The organism is Agrobacterium sp. NPDC090283 (assembly GCF_044769685.1).
Taxonomy (GTDB): domain Bacteria; phylum Pseudomonadota; class Alphaproteobacteria; order Rhizobiales; family Rhizobiaceae; genus Agrobacterium.
Map to the genome: position 1 here is coordinate 98878 of NZ_JBIVYG010000009.1, position 17436 is coordinate 116313.

The 17436-nt window shown below is 59.3% G+C and carries 15 protein-coding genes; 11 read left to right on the plus strand and 4 right to left on the minus strand.

Going from position 1 to position 17436, the window contains the following annotated elements; all coding sequences use genetic code 11:
* Window positions 1-128 precede the first annotated feature (128 nt).
* A complete protein-coding gene (locus tag ACIQUH_RS14965) occupies window positions 129-881 on the plus strand; it encodes a FadR/GntR family transcriptional regulator (protein WP_400816382.1) in 753 nt (250 codons plus the stop codon).
* 56 nt (window positions 882-937) lie between these two features.
* On the opposite strand, the gene ACIQUH_RS14970 is transcribed toward ACIQUH_RS14965, so the two are convergent.
* Window positions 938-1735, minus strand: coding sequence for a carbohydrate-binding protein (locus tag ACIQUH_RS14970; RefSeq protein ID WP_400816384.1), 798 nt, complete (start codon window positions 1733-1735; stop codon window positions 938-940).
* 10 nt (window positions 1736-1745) lie between these two features.
* Window positions 1746-3533, minus strand: coding sequence for a heparinase II/III family protein (locus ACIQUH_RS14975; RefSeq protein ID WP_400816386.1), 1788 nt, complete (start codon window positions 3531-3533; stop codon window positions 1746-1748).
* A gap of 247 nt (window positions 3534-3780) precedes the next feature.
* Between ACIQUH_RS14975 and ACIQUH_RS14980 the strand changes: the two genes are divergently transcribed.
* The 9 genes from ACIQUH_RS14980 to ACIQUH_RS15020 all read left to right on the plus strand — a co-directional run bounded on the left by ACIQUH_RS14980 (window position 3781) and on the right by ACIQUH_RS15020 (window position 14701).
* Window positions 3781-4710, plus strand: a complete 930-nt coding sequence (locus ACIQUH_RS14980) for a carbohydrate ABC transporter permease (protein WP_400816586.1) — start codon at window positions 3781-3783, stop codon at window positions 4708-4710.
* A 3-nt stretch (window positions 4711-4713) separates the two neighbouring features.
* On the plus strand, window positions 4714-5550 hold the full coding sequence (locus ACIQUH_RS14985) for a carbohydrate ABC transporter permease (protein ID WP_400816388.1): 837 nt from the start codon (window positions 4714-4716) through the stop codon (window positions 5548-5550).
* Between the two features lie 4 nt (window positions 5551-5554).
* Complete coding sequence (locus tag ACIQUH_RS14990; protein WP_400816391.1) at window positions 5555-6727, plus strand: glycoside hydrolase family 88 protein; 1173 nt, start codon at window positions 5555-5557, stop codon at window positions 6725-6727.
* A gap of 13 nt (window positions 6728-6740) precedes the next feature.
* The gene (locus ACIQUH_RS14995; protein WP_400816393.1) at window positions 6741-7850 is read left to right on the plus strand and encodes an ABC transporter ATP-binding protein; all 1110 of its coding nucleotides are present in this window, start codon (window positions 6741-6743) and stop codon (window positions 7848-7850) included.
* Window positions 7851-7869: 19 nt separating this feature from the next.
* Window positions 7870-8571, plus strand: a complete 702-nt coding sequence (locus tag ACIQUH_RS15000; protein ID WP_400816395.1) for a DUF624 domain-containing protein — start codon at window positions 7870-7872, stop codon at window positions 8569-8571.
* A gap of 48 nt (window positions 8572-8619) precedes the next feature.
* Window positions 8620-9900 (plus strand): ABC transporter substrate-binding protein, encoded by a 1281-nt coding sequence (locus tag ACIQUH_RS15005; RefSeq protein WP_003519651.1) that lies wholly within the window; start codon window positions 8620-8622, stop codon window positions 9898-9900.
* Window positions 9901-9966: 66 nt separating this feature from the next.
* On the plus strand, window positions 9967-11832 hold the full coding sequence (locus ACIQUH_RS15010; protein WP_400816397.1) for a DUF2264 domain-containing protein: 1866 nt from the start codon (window positions 9967-9969) through the stop codon (window positions 11830-11832).
* A gap of 5 nt (window positions 11833-11837) precedes the next feature.
* Entirely contained in the window at window positions 11838-13505 is a 1668-nt protein-coding gene (locus tag ACIQUH_RS15015; RefSeq protein ID WP_400816399.1) for an acyltransferase, read from the plus strand.
* A gap of 50 nt (window positions 13506-13555) precedes the next feature.
* Entirely contained in the window at window positions 13556-14701 is a 1146-nt protein-coding gene (locus ACIQUH_RS15020; protein ID WP_400816401.1) for an alpha-hydroxy acid oxidase, read from the plus strand.
* Window positions 14702-14741: 40 nt separating this feature from the next.
* On the opposite strand, the gene ACIQUH_RS15025 is transcribed toward ACIQUH_RS15020, so the two are convergent.
* Complete coding sequence (locus ACIQUH_RS15025; protein WP_400816403.1) at window positions 14742-15086, minus strand: hypothetical protein; 345 nt, start codon at window positions 15084-15086, stop codon at window positions 14742-14744.
* Between the two features lie 201 nt (window positions 15087-15287).
* Between ACIQUH_RS15025 and ACIQUH_RS15030 the strand changes: the two genes are divergently transcribed.
* A complete protein-coding gene (locus tag ACIQUH_RS15030) occupies window positions 15288-16262 on the plus strand; it encodes a GNAT family N-acetyltransferase (protein ID WP_400816405.1) in 975 nt (324 codons plus the stop codon).
* 77 nt (window positions 16263-16339) lie between these two features.
* Here the strand turns inward: ACIQUH_RS15030 and ACIQUH_RS15035 are convergent, their stop codons facing one another.
* Window positions 16340-17371, minus strand: a complete 1032-nt coding sequence (locus tag ACIQUH_RS15035) for an L-idonate 5-dehydrogenase (RefSeq protein ID WP_400816407.1) — start codon at window positions 17369-17371, stop codon at window positions 16340-16342.
* Window positions 17372-17436: the final 65 nt, after the last annotated feature.

Here is a 17436-nt window from a genome sequence, read left to right on the forward strand (position 1 = left end):
GAGAAGATTTTTAATACCATTCTGCGCGTCTTCCGCATGATGGCGGGTAAAATTGGTATGATCATTGAGTTTTATTGAAATTCATCATACATATTTGACAGGCTCCACGCCTGCCTCGATTTTAATGCATGGTGACCGACGTGCCTGAACAGCAAAAACAGCGCAGCAAATCCTCCGGTTCTCTGGTCAGCAGAGTTAGCCTCAGTCTGAGAAATGCGATTGCCTCCGGGCAATATGGACCCGGCGACCGCTTGCCCAGCGAGATCGAAATGACGGAAACCCATGGCGTCAGCCGCACCGTCGTGCGCGAGGCAGTCACGGCGTTACGCTGCGACGGGCTGGTGGAGGTTCGTCAGGGTGCCGGGATCTTCGTGCTGAAACGGGAAAAGGAGGCGTCGCAGGCACCCGGTATCGACCGCGCCCGTCTCTCTTCCGATCTGGAAGTGCTGGAAATCAGGACGCCGCTTGAAATCGAAGCGGCGGGCCTCGCCGCTCTTCGCCGCTCGCCATCGCAGGAAGAGGCGATTTTCGACTGTCACGCCCGGCTTCTCCAATGTATCGAGGAGAACCGCTCCATTCGCGAGGCGGATCTGGCGCTGCATCTGGCCATTGCGGCAGCAACCAACAATCCACTCTTCACGCAGTTCCTCGAATTGCACGGTCAGGCCGTGATTCCACAGTCACGCGTGGTTTCCGAAACTGGAGAGAACGACCAGACAGCTTACCGGCGATTGATCCACAAGGAGCACGAAGCCATCGTCATCGCCATATCGGACCGAAATGAGCAGGCGGCAAAGCTGGCGATGCAGGCGCATCTGCGTGGCAGTCAGCACCGCTACCGCGACATGATGCGCGACCTGCGCGGCATCGCACACAGCTAGAGGATTTCCGATAAACGGCCTCGCAGCTCTGCGCCCTGAAAGACGCGACCGGGAATCTACGGCGCTTCCCGCAGATCAGCCCCCCAGACCTCGATTTGCGTCAGCGCGGGAAAGGGCGACGGATCGTCGGCTTTTTTAAGGTCATGCAGGCGGATCCATTCCACCCGGCGCGGTACGACCGGGAAAGTCTGGGCCGTTCCGGTTTTCTGCAGTGAAAAGCTTGCGCTTTCACCATCGGAAAAGGTGACGCTCGCCTTTTCCCACCAGGCATCATGGGGGAAGTCCGCCCGCAGGTAAAAGGTCAGCTGGTCGATAAGGACCGCGCGGCCGAATACCAGCGTCAGCGAAGCCTCGGGATCGCGGTTGATGCCCCAGCTTGTATAGGGCCAGAAACCGTGACCCGCGCTGGCCTTTTCGCCGTCGATGACATTGCGGGCCGCAAAGGCCGCCTCCCCGCGCGTTTCAGTGCTCGCATAGACATGCGGAAACAGCGAGGTATTTTCATGATCGTCGAACGGGTTCAGGGCCAGGTTTCTGCGAACCCCGGTTTCGCCGGCAAGCGTGCCGCGGGCGGCGATCCGGTGAAGGTTTCCGCTGAAGGCCTGCGGTGGGTAAGATTTGCGCTTTGCAACAGAAGGAACGGGCAGAATGAATTCGGTGCCCTGCAAAAAGACCAGCGTCGGCGGCATGCCGGCATCGAGCGCAAGCCAGATATGACCGGGCTGCGACACCTCGACGACAAGTCGGTCTCCTTCGCAATATTCTGCGCGATAGACCAGCAAAACTTCGTCCTCCGCTCCGGCCTCCGCCAGAACAGCGCCGGCCGCATTGACGACCTTGAGTGTAAGCTTCATCGGCACTTCCTTAACTGATCCTCAGGCACAGACATTTGGCTTTGATAGGGATGAGAATGCGATAGAGTGCCGGCGGCCAGGATTGGCGAAGGCGGGCGTCCTCGATCGATATGGCTTCGATGGCAAGCTCCCCGGCACCTTCGCAGGCTATCTCTCCGAGACCCACAAAGCTCAGGCCGCCCGGCGTGACGGCGGGCTTTTCGGCAACCATCAGCGACAGAACCGCCTCCCGGCTGCCCTGATAATCGTCAACGACCTCCACATGGCTGCCACGCAGCAGCCGAACGCAGCGGCGGTAATGCTCGACACCGGCCGAGGCGGGATAGGCCCCGGCTATATCGAAAGAAACCTCCGCCTGTTCTTCAGAGAATGCGGTCACAAAGTCCCTTGCCGTAAACTCTGTCCCGGCAGCCTGCATGACGCCGCCGAAAGTCGGCAGATTGTGAAAGGCCGACTGCATCGTCCAGATGTCGTAGCGCTGTGGCGAGAAGGTTTTTGCGGTGTAGGTTTCGACCCCGACATCGATGATGAACGGCCGGCCCTTCTTATAAAGCGTGAAACTGCCGACATCGTTGTGATTATGGCTCTCGCCATTATTGCCCGCCTTCACGGCAAGATCGAAAACCCGGTCGCGGACAATCGCCAGCCCGATGCCGGGATAGGCGATCTCGGTCTTCGCCGGTTCTGCAACAGCAAGCGCAGACAGTTCTGGCATGGCGAGAACCGCCTGGACGCGATACCAGAGGTTCCACTCCCTCCGCATCAGCCGGTCCGATGAGCGACGCCAGCAAGCCGCGGCAAAAGCCTGGAGCGGCGGGGAAGAGACGGCTTTGCCAAAGAAATATTCCCGCACGCCCGATATCTCGACCTTCGCCGGCGCATCTGCGAAGTTGAAAAAACTCTCTCCCGCCACGTGCATGTTGAAGATGAATTCCGCCATGTTGCGTAGTTTCGGCGTCTCGAAGAGCGGCGCCATGGAGCCGGGCGCGGAGGCCTCGAGAATGCTCATCGCCCCGAACAGGCAAAGTGCCGCATGGCCGTAATAAAGGACGCCCTCCTCGCAGGCTCCATCTTCCGCATAATCCTTCTGAAACGCGTCGAGGCTCTTGAGCGCCTTTTCCACGACCGAACGCCGCGCCGGTTGATCGGTGGGCAACAGCAGGGTGGAGAGGAGAACATTCTGGGTGATCCAGGCCGTCCAGTTGTTCATCCGCTCTTCGCCATTCCCCATCCACCAGAAATGGCGGGCGAGATAAGGCCTCGTGATGCGCCGGTCGATCTCGGCGCGGACGCGGGAAACGAGGTTGGCATTTGCCTTTTCCAGTTCCGGTGCAAGCAAATGCAGGCACAAAGCGAGATTGGCGCCCGTTTCGGCAGCGAACAGGTCGATCACCGGATTTTGCGGATCGGGCAGAGCGTCTCGTGGGCCACCGCGAATATGGGAATTATGGGCGGGCAATTGCCAGCCGCTTTCCTCGCATATCAGCCAGAGACCATCGATGATGGCATCAAGAAAACGGCCCTGCCCTTCCGCGCATTCTCCCAGAACCAGCGCGTTCAGCTTCAGCCGGCGGGAAAAATAAAGTCCTTCGAAACGGTCACGATTGCCGCTCAGGCTATATTCCCGGTAATCGCCCGCCATAATGACGGACCAGGGCTCGCCAAGAGCCTGCTCCGCCGCCTCGACGAGACTGCCGCGAACCGCCTCCGTAGCTGAAGAGCGAATTTTTTCCGCCGCAAGCTCCACGCCGAAATCGGCGAACCGATCGGGAAGAAGCTGCATCCTTTCGACAAACACGCCCTGAGACCTCCCGCGCGTTCCGTAATCCCATATGGGCCTCCTATCATACGTATTTTTGAAAAACCAGAAAATTTGTCTGACTTTATGCAAAGTTGTTTGACCAATATCGATATTGTGTTATCCAGAGCGCGGGAGGCGGCAGGGCGAAGAGCCGGGCCGCAATGGAAAATGCAGGCAGCCGGTACCGATAAAGCGGTGAAATGGCGGCAATGGGAGATATGCTGTGGCAATCGCAACCGCGACCATGTCCGACAAGCAGGCGACTCCGTATCGCAGGAAAAAAGTCCGGATCGTCTCCAAACGGCGGCGCGGAATAGAAAATGCGCTCGTCGCCTATTCCTTCATTGCACCCAATTTTCTCGGCTTTGCGATTTTCACACTCGGACCCATCCTCTTTGCCTTCGCGCTCGCCTTCATGCATTGGGACGGCTCCAACGCGATGCGTTTTGCCGGTCTCGATAATTTCTGGCGGCTGTTCGAAGACAAGGCCTTCATCGCGGCTTTCTGGAACACGGTCATTTACACGGTCGCATCGGTGCCGGCCACGCTCGCCTGCGCGCTCGGGCTTGCGATCCTGCTCAACCAGAAAATCCGCGGTCGCAATTTCTTCCGAACGGCCATGTTCTTTCCCTATGTCGCGTCACTGGTCGCCGTGGCCGTCGTCTGGAACATGATTTTCAATCCGGAAATGGGTCCGGTCAACATGCTGCTTTATACGCTCGGCCTCGATCCCGCCGACATGCCGGGATGGGCGGCGGACCGGCACTGGGCCATGGTCACGGTCATCCTCTTCGGCGTGTGGAAGAGCATGGGTTATTACATGGTCATCTATCTCGCCGGGCTGCAGGGCATCAATTCGGAGCTTTATGAAGCGGCGGGGCTGGATGGCGCCAATGCCTGGCAGAAATTCATCCACGTCACCCTGCCGCAGCTGGCGCCGACGACCTTCTTCGTCACCGTCATGCTGACGATCCAGTCCTTCAAGGTTTTCGATCAGGTCTACATGATCACACAGGGTGGCCCGGGCACCTCGACGCTGGTTCTCGTCTACCACATCTACAATGAGGCCTTCATTTCCTGGGATCTCGGTTATTCCAGCATGATCGCGCTCGTCCTGTTCTTCCTGGTTCTGATGGTCACCATCGTCCAGTTCAAACGGCAGCGGGAGGATTGATCCATGCGCATCATGGGCCGGAAAATCCCCACCGCCACGATCGGCATTTATCTGACGGTCATCGTCGTCACCATCGTCATGCTTCTGCCCTTCGCGTGGATGCTGTCGGCCTCGCTGAAACTCAGCCGCGACGTCTTCGCCTTTCCGATCGAGTGGGTCCCCTCGCAACCGCGCTGGGAAAACTACGTGGAAATCTGGACGAAAATCCCGCTGGCGCTGTTCATCTACAATACCTCGAAGCTGACGATCATCGTCACCCTGCTGCAATTGCTGACGTCAAGCTTTGCGGCCTATGCCTTCGCCAAGCTGCATTTTCCCTATAAAAACACGCTGTTTCTCGGCTATATCGCCACCATCGCCATGCCCTGGCAGGTCTATATGGTGCCGCAATTCCTGCTGATGCGCGAGTTCGGGCTCAACAACACCCATCTCGCGCTGATTTTCCTGCAGGCCTTTACCGCCTTCGGCGTCTTCCTGATGCGGCAGTTCTATATGTCGATCCCGAACGAGCTGTGCGAGGCGGCCCGCATCGACGGCATGAACGAATACCAGATCTGGGCGAAGATCATGCTGCCGCTTTCCAAGCCGGCGCTCTCCACCCTGACGATCTTCACCTTCGTCACGACCTGGAACGACTTCATGGGTCCGATGATCTATCTCACCAAGACCGAGCTGAAGACCATCCAGATCGGCCTGCGCATGTTCATTTCGCAATATTCGGCGGAATACGGGCTGATCATGGCCGCCTCGGTCGTGGCGCTCATTCCGGTTCTCGTCGTTTTCCTAGCATTGCAGCGCTTCTTCGTCGAAGGCGTCGCCTCCACCGGCCTCAAGGGTTGATTTCATGCTCGATTTGACCACGTCCCTCCCAACCCCGATCACAGACGCCGAAATCGATGTGGCGCTGGCCGTGGCCGTCGCGCAGGTCAGGCGCAACCTGCCTGAGTTCACCTATGCGGCGCAGAACCATTCGAGCGTGAAGAACTTTTACCCTGCAGTCGCCAACGACCAATGGACCGCCGGTTTCTGGCCGGGCCAGATATGGCTCGCCTTCGAACATACCGGCGACAGGACCTTGCAGCATGCGGCGCAAATTCAGGTACAGAGCTTCCTGCATCGTATCGAAAACCGCATCGAGACCGACCATCACGATATGGGCTTTCTCTATTCACCCTCCTGCATCGCCGCATGGAAACTGGTGGGGGACGAGGATGGCAGACGCGCGGCGCTGATGGCCGCCGATCAGCTGATGGAGCGGTTCCAGCCGGTCGGGCAATTCATCCAGGCCTGGGGTCGCAGGGATAACCCCAACGAATATCGCTACATCATCGACTGCCTTTTGAACCTGCCGCTGCTTTATTGGGCAAGCCGTGAAACGGGCCGGGAAGAGTACCGCGCCGTGGCACTTGCCCACGCCCGCACCACGCTTGCCCATTCCGTCCGGCCGGATGATTCCACCTATCATACATTCTACATGGACCCGGAGACGGGGGCACCGGTGCGCGGCGTGACGAAGCAGGGTTACAGCGATGAGAGCTACTGGGCGCGCGGGCAGGCCTGGGGCATTGCCGGCATGGCCATTTCCTATCGCTATGAACGCCTGCCCGCCTATCGCGACACCTTCGAGCGGCTTCTCGCCTTCTATCTCAAACGCCTGCCCGATGATCTCGTGCCCTATTGGGACCTGATTTTTGCGGATGGCGATGGCGAACCGCGCGACAGCTCGGCGGCGGCCATCGTCGCCTGCGGTCTTCTGGAAATGGCGGAGCTTGAGACGCCGGAAAAGGCGGCGGAATACCGCGATCTCGCGAGGCGCATGGTGAAAAGTCTGGCCGATATCTACGCCGTCCGGGATCCGGAAATCTCCAACGGGCAGCTTCTGCACGGTACCTATTCCAAGAAGACGCCGCACAATACCTGCCGGGGCGAAGGCGTCGATGAGTGCGTCTCCTGGGGCGATTATTATTATCTGGAAGCGCTGATCAGGCTTTCGCGCAACTGGTCTTCCTATTGGTGAGCGCGAGGAACAGATGGCCAGCATTTCCCTGAAAAAACTCAACAAGACCTTCGGCGCGCTCAAGGTCGTTCACGATATCGATCTGGATATTGCCGACAAGGAATTCATCATTCTGGTCGGCCCTTCCGGATGCGGCAAATCCACGACGCTTCGGATGATCGCCGGGCTGGAGGAAATTTCCGGCGGCGAACTGCGCATCGGCGAGGACGTGATGAATGACGTGCCCTCCAAGGATCGCGACATCGCCATGGTGTTCCAGAACTATGCGCTCTACCCGCATATGACGGTCTATAAGAACATGGCCTTCGGCCTCGAACTCAGAAAGGCGCCGCGCGATCTCATCGACACCAAGGTCAAGGATGCGGCGAAAATTCTCGACATCACCCATCTCTTGAACCGAAAGCCGAAAGCGCTCTCCGGCGGTCAGCGCCAGCGTGTCGCGCTCGGCCGGGCCATGGTGCGCAACCCGGAAGTCTTCCTGCTCGATGAGCCGCTTTCCAATCTGGACGCCAAGCTGCGCGGCACGATGCGGTCGGAAATCTCAAAGCTGCACAAACGGCTCGACGCCACCTTCATTTACGTCACCCATGACCAGGTGGAAGCCATGACCATGGCGGACCGCATCGTGGTGATGAAGGACGGCCATATCCAGCAGGTGGATACGCCACAAAATCTCTACGACCGGCCGGTCAACATGTTTGTCGCGGGTTTCATTGGCGCACCGCAGATGAACATGCTGCCCGTAACACTGCGCCGCGACGCTGACCGCTTCGTTGCCCTGTTCGACGGCACCCTACTGCCTTTGCCGGCGGGCATCGATACCGCACGCCTGCTCCCCTATGAAGGAAAGGACATCATTCTCGGCATCCGTCCGGAAAATTTCCACGAATTCGCCCCGGCGGATATCGATGCCGCCAATGTCTCCCCCTTCAGGGCGACGGTGGAACTGGCGGAACCGATGGGATCGGAAGTGCATCTCAACCTCGTTTCCGGCGGCAGAAACCTTGTTGCGCGCGTCTCACCGCGTTTCAGGGCAAAGATCGGCGATCCCGTCGAACTGGTGGCCGATCTGACGAATGCGCAGCTTTTCGATCCCGCCACCGAACGATCGATCCTTTATTGAGGCGACGGGGAGAAACGCGATGCAATGGCTGGAAGGGTTATGGACGAAGGAAGGGGCCGGGATCGACAAGAACGCCCCGCCGCTGACCGGCCTTGCCCTGTTCCTCGATATCATCAAGCGCGAATGGTGGGAGATGGTGAAGCTCAACCTCCTCTTCATCATCGCCAGCCTGCCGGTGGTGACGATGCCGGCGGCGATGCTGGCCATGGCCCGCATCTCTGTTTCCTTCGCAAATGACGAGAATACCTATCTGCTGCGCGACTTCCTCGAGGCCCTTCGAAAATTCGCCCTGCGCGGCACCGCGCTTGTCGTTTTAAGCGCATTTCTGGTGGGCGCTGGTGTTTACGCGACTGTCAGCTACGCCGGGGCGGCCCGACTTCAACTCGTCTACAGCCTGCCTTTTGCGATTAGTCTGGCAGTGACGCTGTTTCTTATCGTCCTCAACGCCTACGCCATTGTTCTCATGGCGAGACAGGACCTGCCACTTCGGGAAACCTTACGGCAGGCGGCATTTTCTGCGCTCATCACGCCGCTGCCCATGCTGACGGCACTCGGTTTCGTCACGGCACTCTGGGTCGCGCATATCCTGTTTTATCCGGTGTCCGTCTTCATGCCGGCAACCATCAATTTTTCGCTCGGCATGTTCGCCCTGTGTTTCGCGGCACGAACCGCGGCGCAAAAGCGAGCGCCGATACCCGAACCGGCGGGGAGAAGCACTTAAGGCATACCGAAAATCAAACGACATCAGTCAGGGAAGGAGAAACGGGCTATGGAGTTTAAGACAACCAGACGAGCATTCGCTCTCGCAACCGCCGGTCTCGGCATTGCCATGGGCATGGGGGGAACGGCGTTCGCTGCGGGTGATGCGCCCGTAACGCTAAAATGGGCGCTTTGGGATCTGGACAAGGGCGCTTATTTCAAACCCTTGATGGAGGCCTACAAGCAGAAGCATCCGAATGTGACGTTCGAGGTGGTCGACCTCGGCTCGCAGGATTATACGCAGATGATATCCACGCAGCTCACCGGCGGCTCCAAGGATATCGATGTCGTCACCATCAAGGATGTGCCCGGCTATGCCAATCTGGTGCGCGCCGGCAACATCACCGATCTCAGCGGCTTCATCAAGGACCAGAAGATCGAGACGGCACCCTATGGCGGCCTGATCGAGGAGCTGACCATCGACGGCAAAATTTACGCCCTGCCGTTCCGCTCGGATTTCTGGGTGGTCTATTATAACAAGGATATTTTCGACAAGGCCGGCGTGCCTTACCCCACCAATGACATGAGCTGGGCGCAGTTCGATGAAATCGCCGGCAAGCTGAAGGGCGGCATGGGCGCCAACCGCACCTATGGCGCACTCTTGCACACCTGGCGCTCGACGGTGCAGCTACCCGGTATTCAGGATGGCAAGCACACGCTGGTGGACGGCAATTATGAATTCCTGAAACCCTGGTATGAGCGGGCGCTTGCCCTGCAGAAGAGCGGCGCGATACCGTCCTATGCCTCGCTGAAAACCTCGAACACCCATTATTCCGCTCTGTTCTTCAACGGAACGATCGGCATGCTGCCCATGGGCACATGGTTCGTCGGAACCCAGATCGCCAAGGTGAAATCCGGCGAGTCGAAAAGCGTCAATTGGGGCATCGTGAAATTCCCCCACCCGGATGGCGTCGCGGCAGGGGCGACGGCCGCGCAGATTGCCGGATTGTCGGTCAATGCCAATTCCGGGCACAAGGAAGCGGCGCTGGATTTCATTCATTTCGTGACAGGGCCCGAGGGTGCGGCGATCATCGCCTCCACCGGCACTTTCCCTGCGCTCAGAACCGACGATGTGGCTGAGAAGATCGCAGCGCTGCCGGGCTTCCCGCAGGACCAGAACAGCAAGGACGCGCTGCAGGCAGGCAAGGCCTATCTGGAAATGGCGGTCAACCCGAATGCGGCCAAGATCGAAGTTGTTCTGAACCGCGTGCATGACGCGCTGATGACCGACAACATCTCCATCGATGACGGCATCAAGGACATGAATGACGGCGTCAAAGCCATCAAATAGTTGCCGCAGGGCCGCGGGCGGTGAGCCTGCGGCCCTTTCTCTGATCACGACCGGAAATTGATAATCGTGCCTCACGACAGCGCCACAGCCAATCCGCTCTTTCACAATCCGCTTCGCAGCCGGGACGATCTCGCAAAGGCGGTGATCGACCTCTTCAATCCGCTGCTGGCCTGTTTTTCACCCGGCGGCGCGCGGGTCCGGCTCGGAGCGACGGGAGCGATTTTCGATTTTCCTGCGGCGGAACTGGAGGGGTTTGCCCGGCCCTTATGGGGCATCGTTCCGCTTGCCGCCGGCGGTCATGACTTTCCGCACTGGGATCTCTACAGGCGTGGACTGGCCAATGGCACCAACCCAGCCCACCCCGAATATTGGGGCGATACGGCTGATCGGCACCAGCGGCTGGTCGAACTGGCAGCGATAGGGTTTGCGCTCGCCATGGTTCCCGAACATATCTGGGAGCCGCTAGCCGAAACGGACAGGCGGGCTGTCGCCGCCTATCTTCTGGCCGCCCGCGAGCGGGAGTTCGTCGACAATAACTGGAAATTCTTCCGCGTCCTGATCGATCTCGGGCTGGAGCGGGTGGGTGTGGAATTCGACCGCACCAAGACCCTGGCCTATCTCGATGAACTCGAGGCTTTCGATATCGGCAACGGCTGGTATCGCGACGGGCCGGTGCGCCGGGTCGATCATTATATTCCCTTCGCCATGCATTTTTACGGCCTGATCTATTCGGTGCTGGCGAAAGGTGACGAAACACGAAAAGCGCGGTTCATTGAACGCTCCCGCATTTTCGCCCGTGACATACGCCATTGGTTCGGGCCAGATGGGGCTTCGCTCGCCTTCGGGCGCAGCCAGACCTACCGTTTTGCGGCGGGCGGCTTCTGGGGCGCTCTCGCCTTTTCCGGTCTGGAGGCGCTGCCGTGGCCGGAGATCAAGGGCTATTACATGCGCCACATCCGCTGGTGGTCAAAGCGGCCAATCGCGGACCGCGACGGCGTCCTGTCCGTCGGATATGGCTATCCAAACCTTCTGATGAGCGAGAGCTACAATTCTCCCTGCTCGCCCTATTGGGCGCTTAAATTCTTCCTGCCGCTGGCGCTGCCCGCCGATCATCCCTTCTGGACCGCGGAAGAAGCCGAGCCGCAGGAGTTTACCGAACCGGTTCCCTTGGCGGAGCCGGGCATGGTCGCCTTTCATACGCCCGGCAATATCGTGGTCCTGTCCTCCGGGCAGCAGCACGACAGGATGCGTGGCGCGCAGGAGAAATATTCGAAATTCGTCTATTCCACCCGTTATGCCTTCAATATCGAGGCGGATGACCGGCATTTCACCGCCGCAAGTTTCGACGGCATGCTCGGCCTTTCCGACGATGGCGTGCACTTCCGCACCCGCGAGACGATGGAAGAGGCGTTGATCGCCAGGGATTGCCTCTATTCCCGCTGGCGGCCATGGGCGGATGTCGAGATCGAGACCTGGCTCGTGCCACAAAATCCCCGGCACATAAGGCTGCACCGCATCCGCACCCCACGCCCGTTGCAGACATCCGAAGGCGGATTTGCCATCGAACGCATGGATTTCAACCGTGACCGAACAGAAGCGGGAGAAGGTCGTGCCGCCTGTTACGGACAGACCGACACAAGCGCCATCGCCGATCTTTCGGCTGGTATGCGGCGTGAAGGCGTGTGCCATCAGGCAATCGCCAACACCAATCTCATCCACGCCAGAACCCTCGTTCCGCAATTGCGCGGCACCATCGCCTCCGGCGAAACGCTGCTGGTGACGGCGGCCATGGCACTGCCGGCCGGCAAAGAAGCAGAGGGCGCATTGGCTGTCCTCCCCGAAAGTCCCGATCTCCCGAGGCTGGAAGAGATGTTCAAGCGGGAGGGGCGACGTGTTCCCGCTTATGCTCTCGATGAAAACCGCGCAGGCTGACGGAGATGACCGACGACACATCGGGTGTTTCCCAGAAACCGGATCGACTGAACATCCTGACCTGGGAGCGGAAGCAGGAGGATATCGACAGCCCTGACCATCAGGCGCGGCTGCGTGGCCTTGAGCGCTCTGCCAACGCCGTTTTCGGGCAGAACGTTTACATTGCCGACAAGGCAAAGGTGCATACGGACCGGCTATTGATGGGTGCGCAGTCGTGGATCGCCGGTTACGCAATCGTGCGCGGCGATATCGAACTCGGCGAACATGTCTCGATCAACCCCTATGCCTGTCTTTCCGGCAAAGTGAGGATCGGCAATGGCGTGCGCATCGCCTCGCACGTCAGCATCGTCGGCTTCAACCATGGCTTCGATGACATTGAAACTCCGATCTATCGCCAACCATTGACCTCGCTTGGCATAGAGATCGGCGACGACGTCTGGATCGGCGCCAATGCGGTTGTGCTGGATGGCGTGAAGATAGGATGCGGAGCTGTTATCGCCGCAGGCGCAGTTGTGGCGAAGGATATTCCCGCCATGGCCATTGCCGGCGGTGTTCCCGCCCGGGTTCTGCGATATCGCGGAGAAAAAGCGACCGCACCGAAACTGACGCAACCCGATCGCCTGCTGCAAAAACTCGGCAGGGAAATCGCCGACGACTGGCTTGCAGCCATCCGCTCCTATGGCGAAGACGGCATCTATCGTTCCGCCGATGCATCCGGACATGAGGTGGAAAGCGTCAGGCATCTATGCGATGCCGTCGAAATCGCAGCCGCCTTCGGACAGGAAAAAATCGCTTTCGATGCCGGAAAAACCGTGTCCGACTTGCAGGCCCTGCAGGATGCCAAAACGGGGCTGTTCTTCGCCCGCAACCACCGCCCCTCGACGCGTCCCGAGAAGGATCCTGCCGTTCTCTACAACATTCTGGCTGTCGGATATGCACTGGAATGTTTCGGCGCCGGGCCGAAACAGCCGATTGCTTTTGTGGAGCATATCCGCACCGACGAACTCATCCTCCTGCTGGAAGAATTGCCATGGCAAAACCGGGCATGGCATTGCGGCGCCACCATAGACGCCATCGCCACCGCGCTTTATTTCAACAGGCGCTATTTCACATCCGGCGACAACCTCGCCGTTCTCTTCGGCTGGCTGGCGATGAAAGCGGGTAAAACCACCGGCCTTTGGGGTGAGCCGACTGCCGCACAGGGCCTGCTGCAGCCGGTCAACGGTTTTTACCGGCTTACCCGCGGCTCTTATGCCCAGTTCGGCCTGCCCGTTCCCTATCCGGAAGCAGCAATAGACTCCGTCATCGCCCATTATCGTGCCAATGGCGGTTTCCATGGCGAGGATTTTAATGCCTGCAACCTGCTGGATACGATCCATCCGCTTCTTCTGTGCCTGAAACAGACGGATCACCGGCAGGAGGAGGCGAAGGAAATCGCCCGGGACATTCTGCGCCGAAATGAGGGACGCTGGCAAAGGAACAGGGGATTTGCTTTCGCCGATGGGCATCCGGCCGGGTTGCAGGGCACGGAAATGTGGGTGTCGGTTCTCTGGCTTGCAGCGAAGCTTCTCGGTGCGGAACAACTCCTGCCATTTCAACCTCGAGGCATCCATCGCTTTGAACCTGCGGAAATCGTCCGTGGCCTGATTGCCCGCTCCAGATCTCCGGTATAGGTTTCCGACACTCTTTTGAAAGCCTTCAAACCGGACCGGTCGAGTAAAAGATGCAACTCAAGGACTGCTATAATTTCCACGATTTTCGCCGCATGGCCAAACAGCGTCTTCCCGGACCGATCTTCAACTACATAGACGGCGCTGCCGACGACGAGGTGACGTATCGGCGGAATACGGCCGCTTTCGAAAAATGCGACCTCGTTCCCGATGTGCTACGGGGCGTGGCCGATGTGGATATGTCGGTCACCGTCATGGGGCAGAAGCTGTCCATGCCGGTTTATTGTTCTCCGACGGCGCTGCAACGTCTCTTCCACCATCAAGGGGAACGGGCGGTTGCGGCGGCGGCGGGGAAATACGGCACGATGTTCGGCGTCTCCTCGCTCGGCACCACGAGCCTGGAAGAAGCGCGCCGGATCAGCGGCGGCCCGCAAGTCTATCAGTTCTATTTCCACAAGGATCGCGGCCTCAACCGAGATATGATGGCGCGCGCCAAGAGCGCCGGCGTCGAGACGATGATGCTGACGGTGGACAGTATTACCGGCGGCAACCGCGAACGCGACAAGCGCACCGGATTTGCCATTCCGTTCAAGCTCAATCTTTCCGGCATCGCGCAATTCGCCATCAAGCCGGCCTGGGGCATCAATTACCTGACGCATGAGCGCTTCAGCCTGCCGCAGCTCGACGACCACATTAAAATGGACGGCGGCGCTCTTTCCATCAGCCGCTATTTCACCGACATGCTCGACCCTTCGATGAACTGGGACGACGTGGCGCAGATGGTGCGTGAATGGGGCGGGCCATTCTGCCTTAAAGGCATTATGTCAGTGGATGACGCCAGACGCGCCGTGGAAATCGGCTGCAGCGGCATCGTGCTTTCCAATCACGGCGGCCGCCAGCTGGATGGCTCCCGCAGCGCCTTCGATCAGCTGGCCGAGATCGTCGATGCGGTCGGCGACCGGATCGATGTGATGATGGATGGCGGCGTGCAGCGCGGCACCCATGTTCTGAAGGCACTGTCCCTCGGTGCGAAAGCCGTGGGGCTGGGCCGCTATTACCTTTTCCCCCTTGCCGCCGCCGGGCAGCCGGGCGTGGAACGGGCGCTGGAACTGATGCGTATCGAACTCGAACGCGGCATGAAGCTGATGGGTTGCACCTCCGTCGATCAGCTCACACGCCGGAACCTTCGGTTCCGTTGAGCAGGTGGGGCGGTTATAGAAGAACTTGGGCGAAGTCCGGTCACAATCGGCCACTGAAACCGCATGCCATTTCAGCCGCGTTTCGTCGCTGCTCCTGAAGCGCCATGCCGATATTCCAGACGAGCGCCAAGCAGACAAGTCCGCAAAAGCAGGCTGAAATCAATGACCGATGGCGCTTGGCTCCAGACATAAACATCCAGCCGATGATTGCATAAACCGCAAGCGCCGGTACGGCGGCAATCAGAACGGATATCGGGCCATCGCAATCGACGGCCTCGATGCCGATGGCCCGATATTCGTTCGGGGTTGCCACCAGACCGAGCACGGCCACGGGAAACATGGCGGCTAAAACCGCATAGCGGAAAAATCGGGGCGTGTCTGGCATTCCTGCTCCATAGCCGGATAATCAACTATCGCAAATGCCGCAGGCAGATTCCACCGTGCGGTCCCAGCGAATATCCATCTTGCCGATGATATTGGTTCAGCCACCATTGTCGGCAACCGTAAGAGCAGATTGCCCGCTTTTGCTGAGAAAGCCAGCATTTTACGCCGACGGCAATCTTGGCAAACAAAGCAGAATGTGATTATGGTTGCACGATGCAACTATAATGGATTGAACGTGCCCCAACAAGCTTTCCCCATAAATGACATCCGTTCCACCTCGCGTCGGCTTGTCCGCGAACTCGGCTTCATGGGCGGAGATTTTGCCGGCACCGATCTGCCACCCTCCGCTGTGCATGCCCTGATCGAGATCGAGGCATGCCCCGGCATCACGGCACGGGATCTGGGAAAGCTTCTGCGGCTTGAAAAATCGAGTGTCAGCCGCATGCTGCGCAAACTCGTGCTGTCGGGCGATGTTCGCGAAGAAACGGATGAAGTGGACAGTCGCATCAAGCGGCTGCGTCTCACGGAAAAAGGGCTGGAAAAGGCGAGTGCCATTCACGGCTTCGCGAACCGGCAGGTCTCCGGTGCCCTGACGCAACTTACGTCAGCGGATGCCCAAACGATCCTCGAAGGGCTTCGTCTTTACGCCGATGCGCTGGGAGAGAAGGGCAATGCTGCTGCTCCCTCCGTAGAGATCAGGGAGGGATACAGACCTGGCATCATTGCCCGGATCACGCAGATGCATGCGCTTTATTACGCCCGGACATCCGGTTTCGGACAGCGTTTCGAATCCGTCGTGGCCGAAGGCCTCGCCGTTTTTTGTAACCGGCTCGAAAGCCCGAAAAATGCGATCTGGGTAGCCATGCGCGGACAGGAGATCATCGGCTCCGTCGCTATCGATGGCGAGGATCTCGGAGCGGATATTGCGCATCTGCGCTGGTTCATCGTTGATGACGGCGTGCGCGGCGGCGGTGTCGGACGCAGGCTTCTGGCGACCGCGCTGGCCTTCGCCGATGAAAAAGGGTTTGCCGAAACCCATCTGTGGACATTCAACGGCCTTTTGGCCGCACGGCACCTTTACGAAGCCCATGGTTTCACATGCGTCGAGGAACATCCGGGCAGCCAATGGGGAAGCGAGGTTCTGGAACAGCGCTTTGTCCGGCCGCGGCCCGAATGATCCTTCAACCGTGACGCCTAAACGGCCGCCACCGGAATCTTCCTGCGGCCGTTTCCAAATCAAGGGATCGGCACCCGTTAAAAGGCGAGCTGAACCTTCATCGACCTGCTTCTGTCACCGGCGGCTTCAAATGCCGCAACCGCCTCCTCCAGCGGGAAGGTGCCGGTCAGCAGCGGCTTTAAATCAACGCGGCGCTGGTTGATGAAATCGACGGCAAGTCCAAATTCCTCATGGAACCGGAAGGTGCCCTTCATCTCGATTTCCTTGGCCACCACCATGTTCTGCGGAATGGACACATCGCCGCCGAGACCGAGCTGAACCACGGTGGAGCGCGGTTTCAGCGCCTCGAGGCCCGAGCGGACGGCTCTTTCATTTCCGGATGCCTCGAATTGCACATCGAAATAACCCTTGTTCACCGAATAAGCGGAGAGCGCATCCGGATCGCTGGCGACATTGATGACGCGATCAGCACCGATGGCGAGCGCCTTTTGCAGAACCGCATCCATGACATCGGTCGCGACGATTTCCCGGGCGCCATGGGCGCGGGCGGCGATGATGGCCAACGCGCCGATTGGCCCGCAGCCGGTGACCAGAACGCGTTTGTCGGTTAATGCGCCGGCGCGGTTGACGCCATGCAGCGTTACCGCGAAAGGTTCGGCCATTGCCGCTTCATGGATGGAGACACCATCCCGCACCTTGTGGCACTGATAGGCCTCGGCAACGAGGCGCTGCCGGAATGCACCCTGAATATGCGGCATGGGCATGGCGGAGCCATAAAAGCGCATGTTCAGGCACTGGTTCTGCTGGCCTTTCAGGCAAAATTCGCAATGGTTGCAGGGCCGGCTCGGCGATACGGCAACGCGGTCGCCGACTGCAAGGTGGGAGACACCCTCCCCAAGAGCCTTGATGGTGCCGGCCACCTCGTGGCCAAGGGTCATCGGCTCACGTACGCGCACGGTGCCGAAGCCGCCATGATTGTAATAATGCAGGTCGGAGCCGCAGATGCCACCCGCCTCGATGGCCACCTCGACCTGCCCCGGGCCGAGTTGCTCGGTCTCCCGTTCCTCGATCCGCAGATCCTTCGCCGCGTGGATGACAACCGCTTTCATAATCTCTCCTCCCATAAGGCTCACACGGCGGCAGTCGCCGCCGTTGCCCATTGTCCGGACTTGTC

Coding starts and splice junctions, on each gene's coding strand:
- ACIQUH_RS14990 (WP_400816391.1), top strand. CDS start 5,555: ATGCTCGATTTGACCACGTCCCTCCCAACCCCGATCACAGACGCCGAA.
- ACIQUH_RS15035 (WP_400816407.1), bottom strand. CDS start 17,371: ATGAAAGCGGTTGTCATCCACGCGGCGAAGGATCTGCGGATCGAGGAA.
- ACIQUH_RS14995 (WP_400816393.1), top strand. CDS start 6,741: ATGGCCAGCATTTCCCTGAAAAAACTCAACAAGACCTTCGGCGCGCTC.
- ACIQUH_RS15005 (WP_003519651.1), top strand. CDS start 8,620: ATGGAGTTTAAGACAACCAGACGAGCATTCGCTCTCGCAACCGCCGGT.
- ACIQUH_RS15000 (WP_400816395.1), top strand. CDS start 7,870: ATGCAATGGCTGGAAGGGTTATGGACGAAGGAAGGGGCCGGGATCGAC.
- ACIQUH_RS15015 (WP_400816399.1), top strand. CDS start 11,838: ATGACCGACGACACATCGGGTGTTTCCCAGAAACCGGATCGACTGAAC.
- ACIQUH_RS15020 (WP_400816401.1), top strand. CDS start 13,556: ATGCAACTCAAGGACTGCTATAATTTCCACGATTTTCGCCGCATGGCC.
- ACIQUH_RS14970 (WP_400816384.1), bottom strand. CDS start 1,735: ATGAAGCTTACACTCAAGGTCGTCAATGCGGCCGGCGCTGTTCTGGCG.
- ACIQUH_RS15025 (WP_400816403.1), bottom strand. CDS start 15,086: ATGCCAGACACGCCCCGATTTTTCCGCTATGCGGTTTTAGCCGCCATG.
- ACIQUH_RS14985 (WP_400816388.1), top strand. CDS start 4,714: ATGCGCATCATGGGCCGGAAAATCCCCACCGCCACGATCGGCATTTAT.
- ACIQUH_RS14980 (WP_400816586.1), top strand. CDS start 3,781: ATGTCCGACAAGCAGGCGACTCCGTATCGCAGGAAAAAAGTCCGGATC.
- ACIQUH_RS15030 (WP_400816405.1), top strand. CDS start 15,288: ATGGTTGCACGATGCAACTATAATGGATTGAACGTGCCCCAACAAGCT.
- ACIQUH_RS14965 (WP_400816382.1), top strand. CDS start 129: ATGGTGACCGACGTGCCTGAACAGCAAAAACAGCGCAGCAAATCCTCC.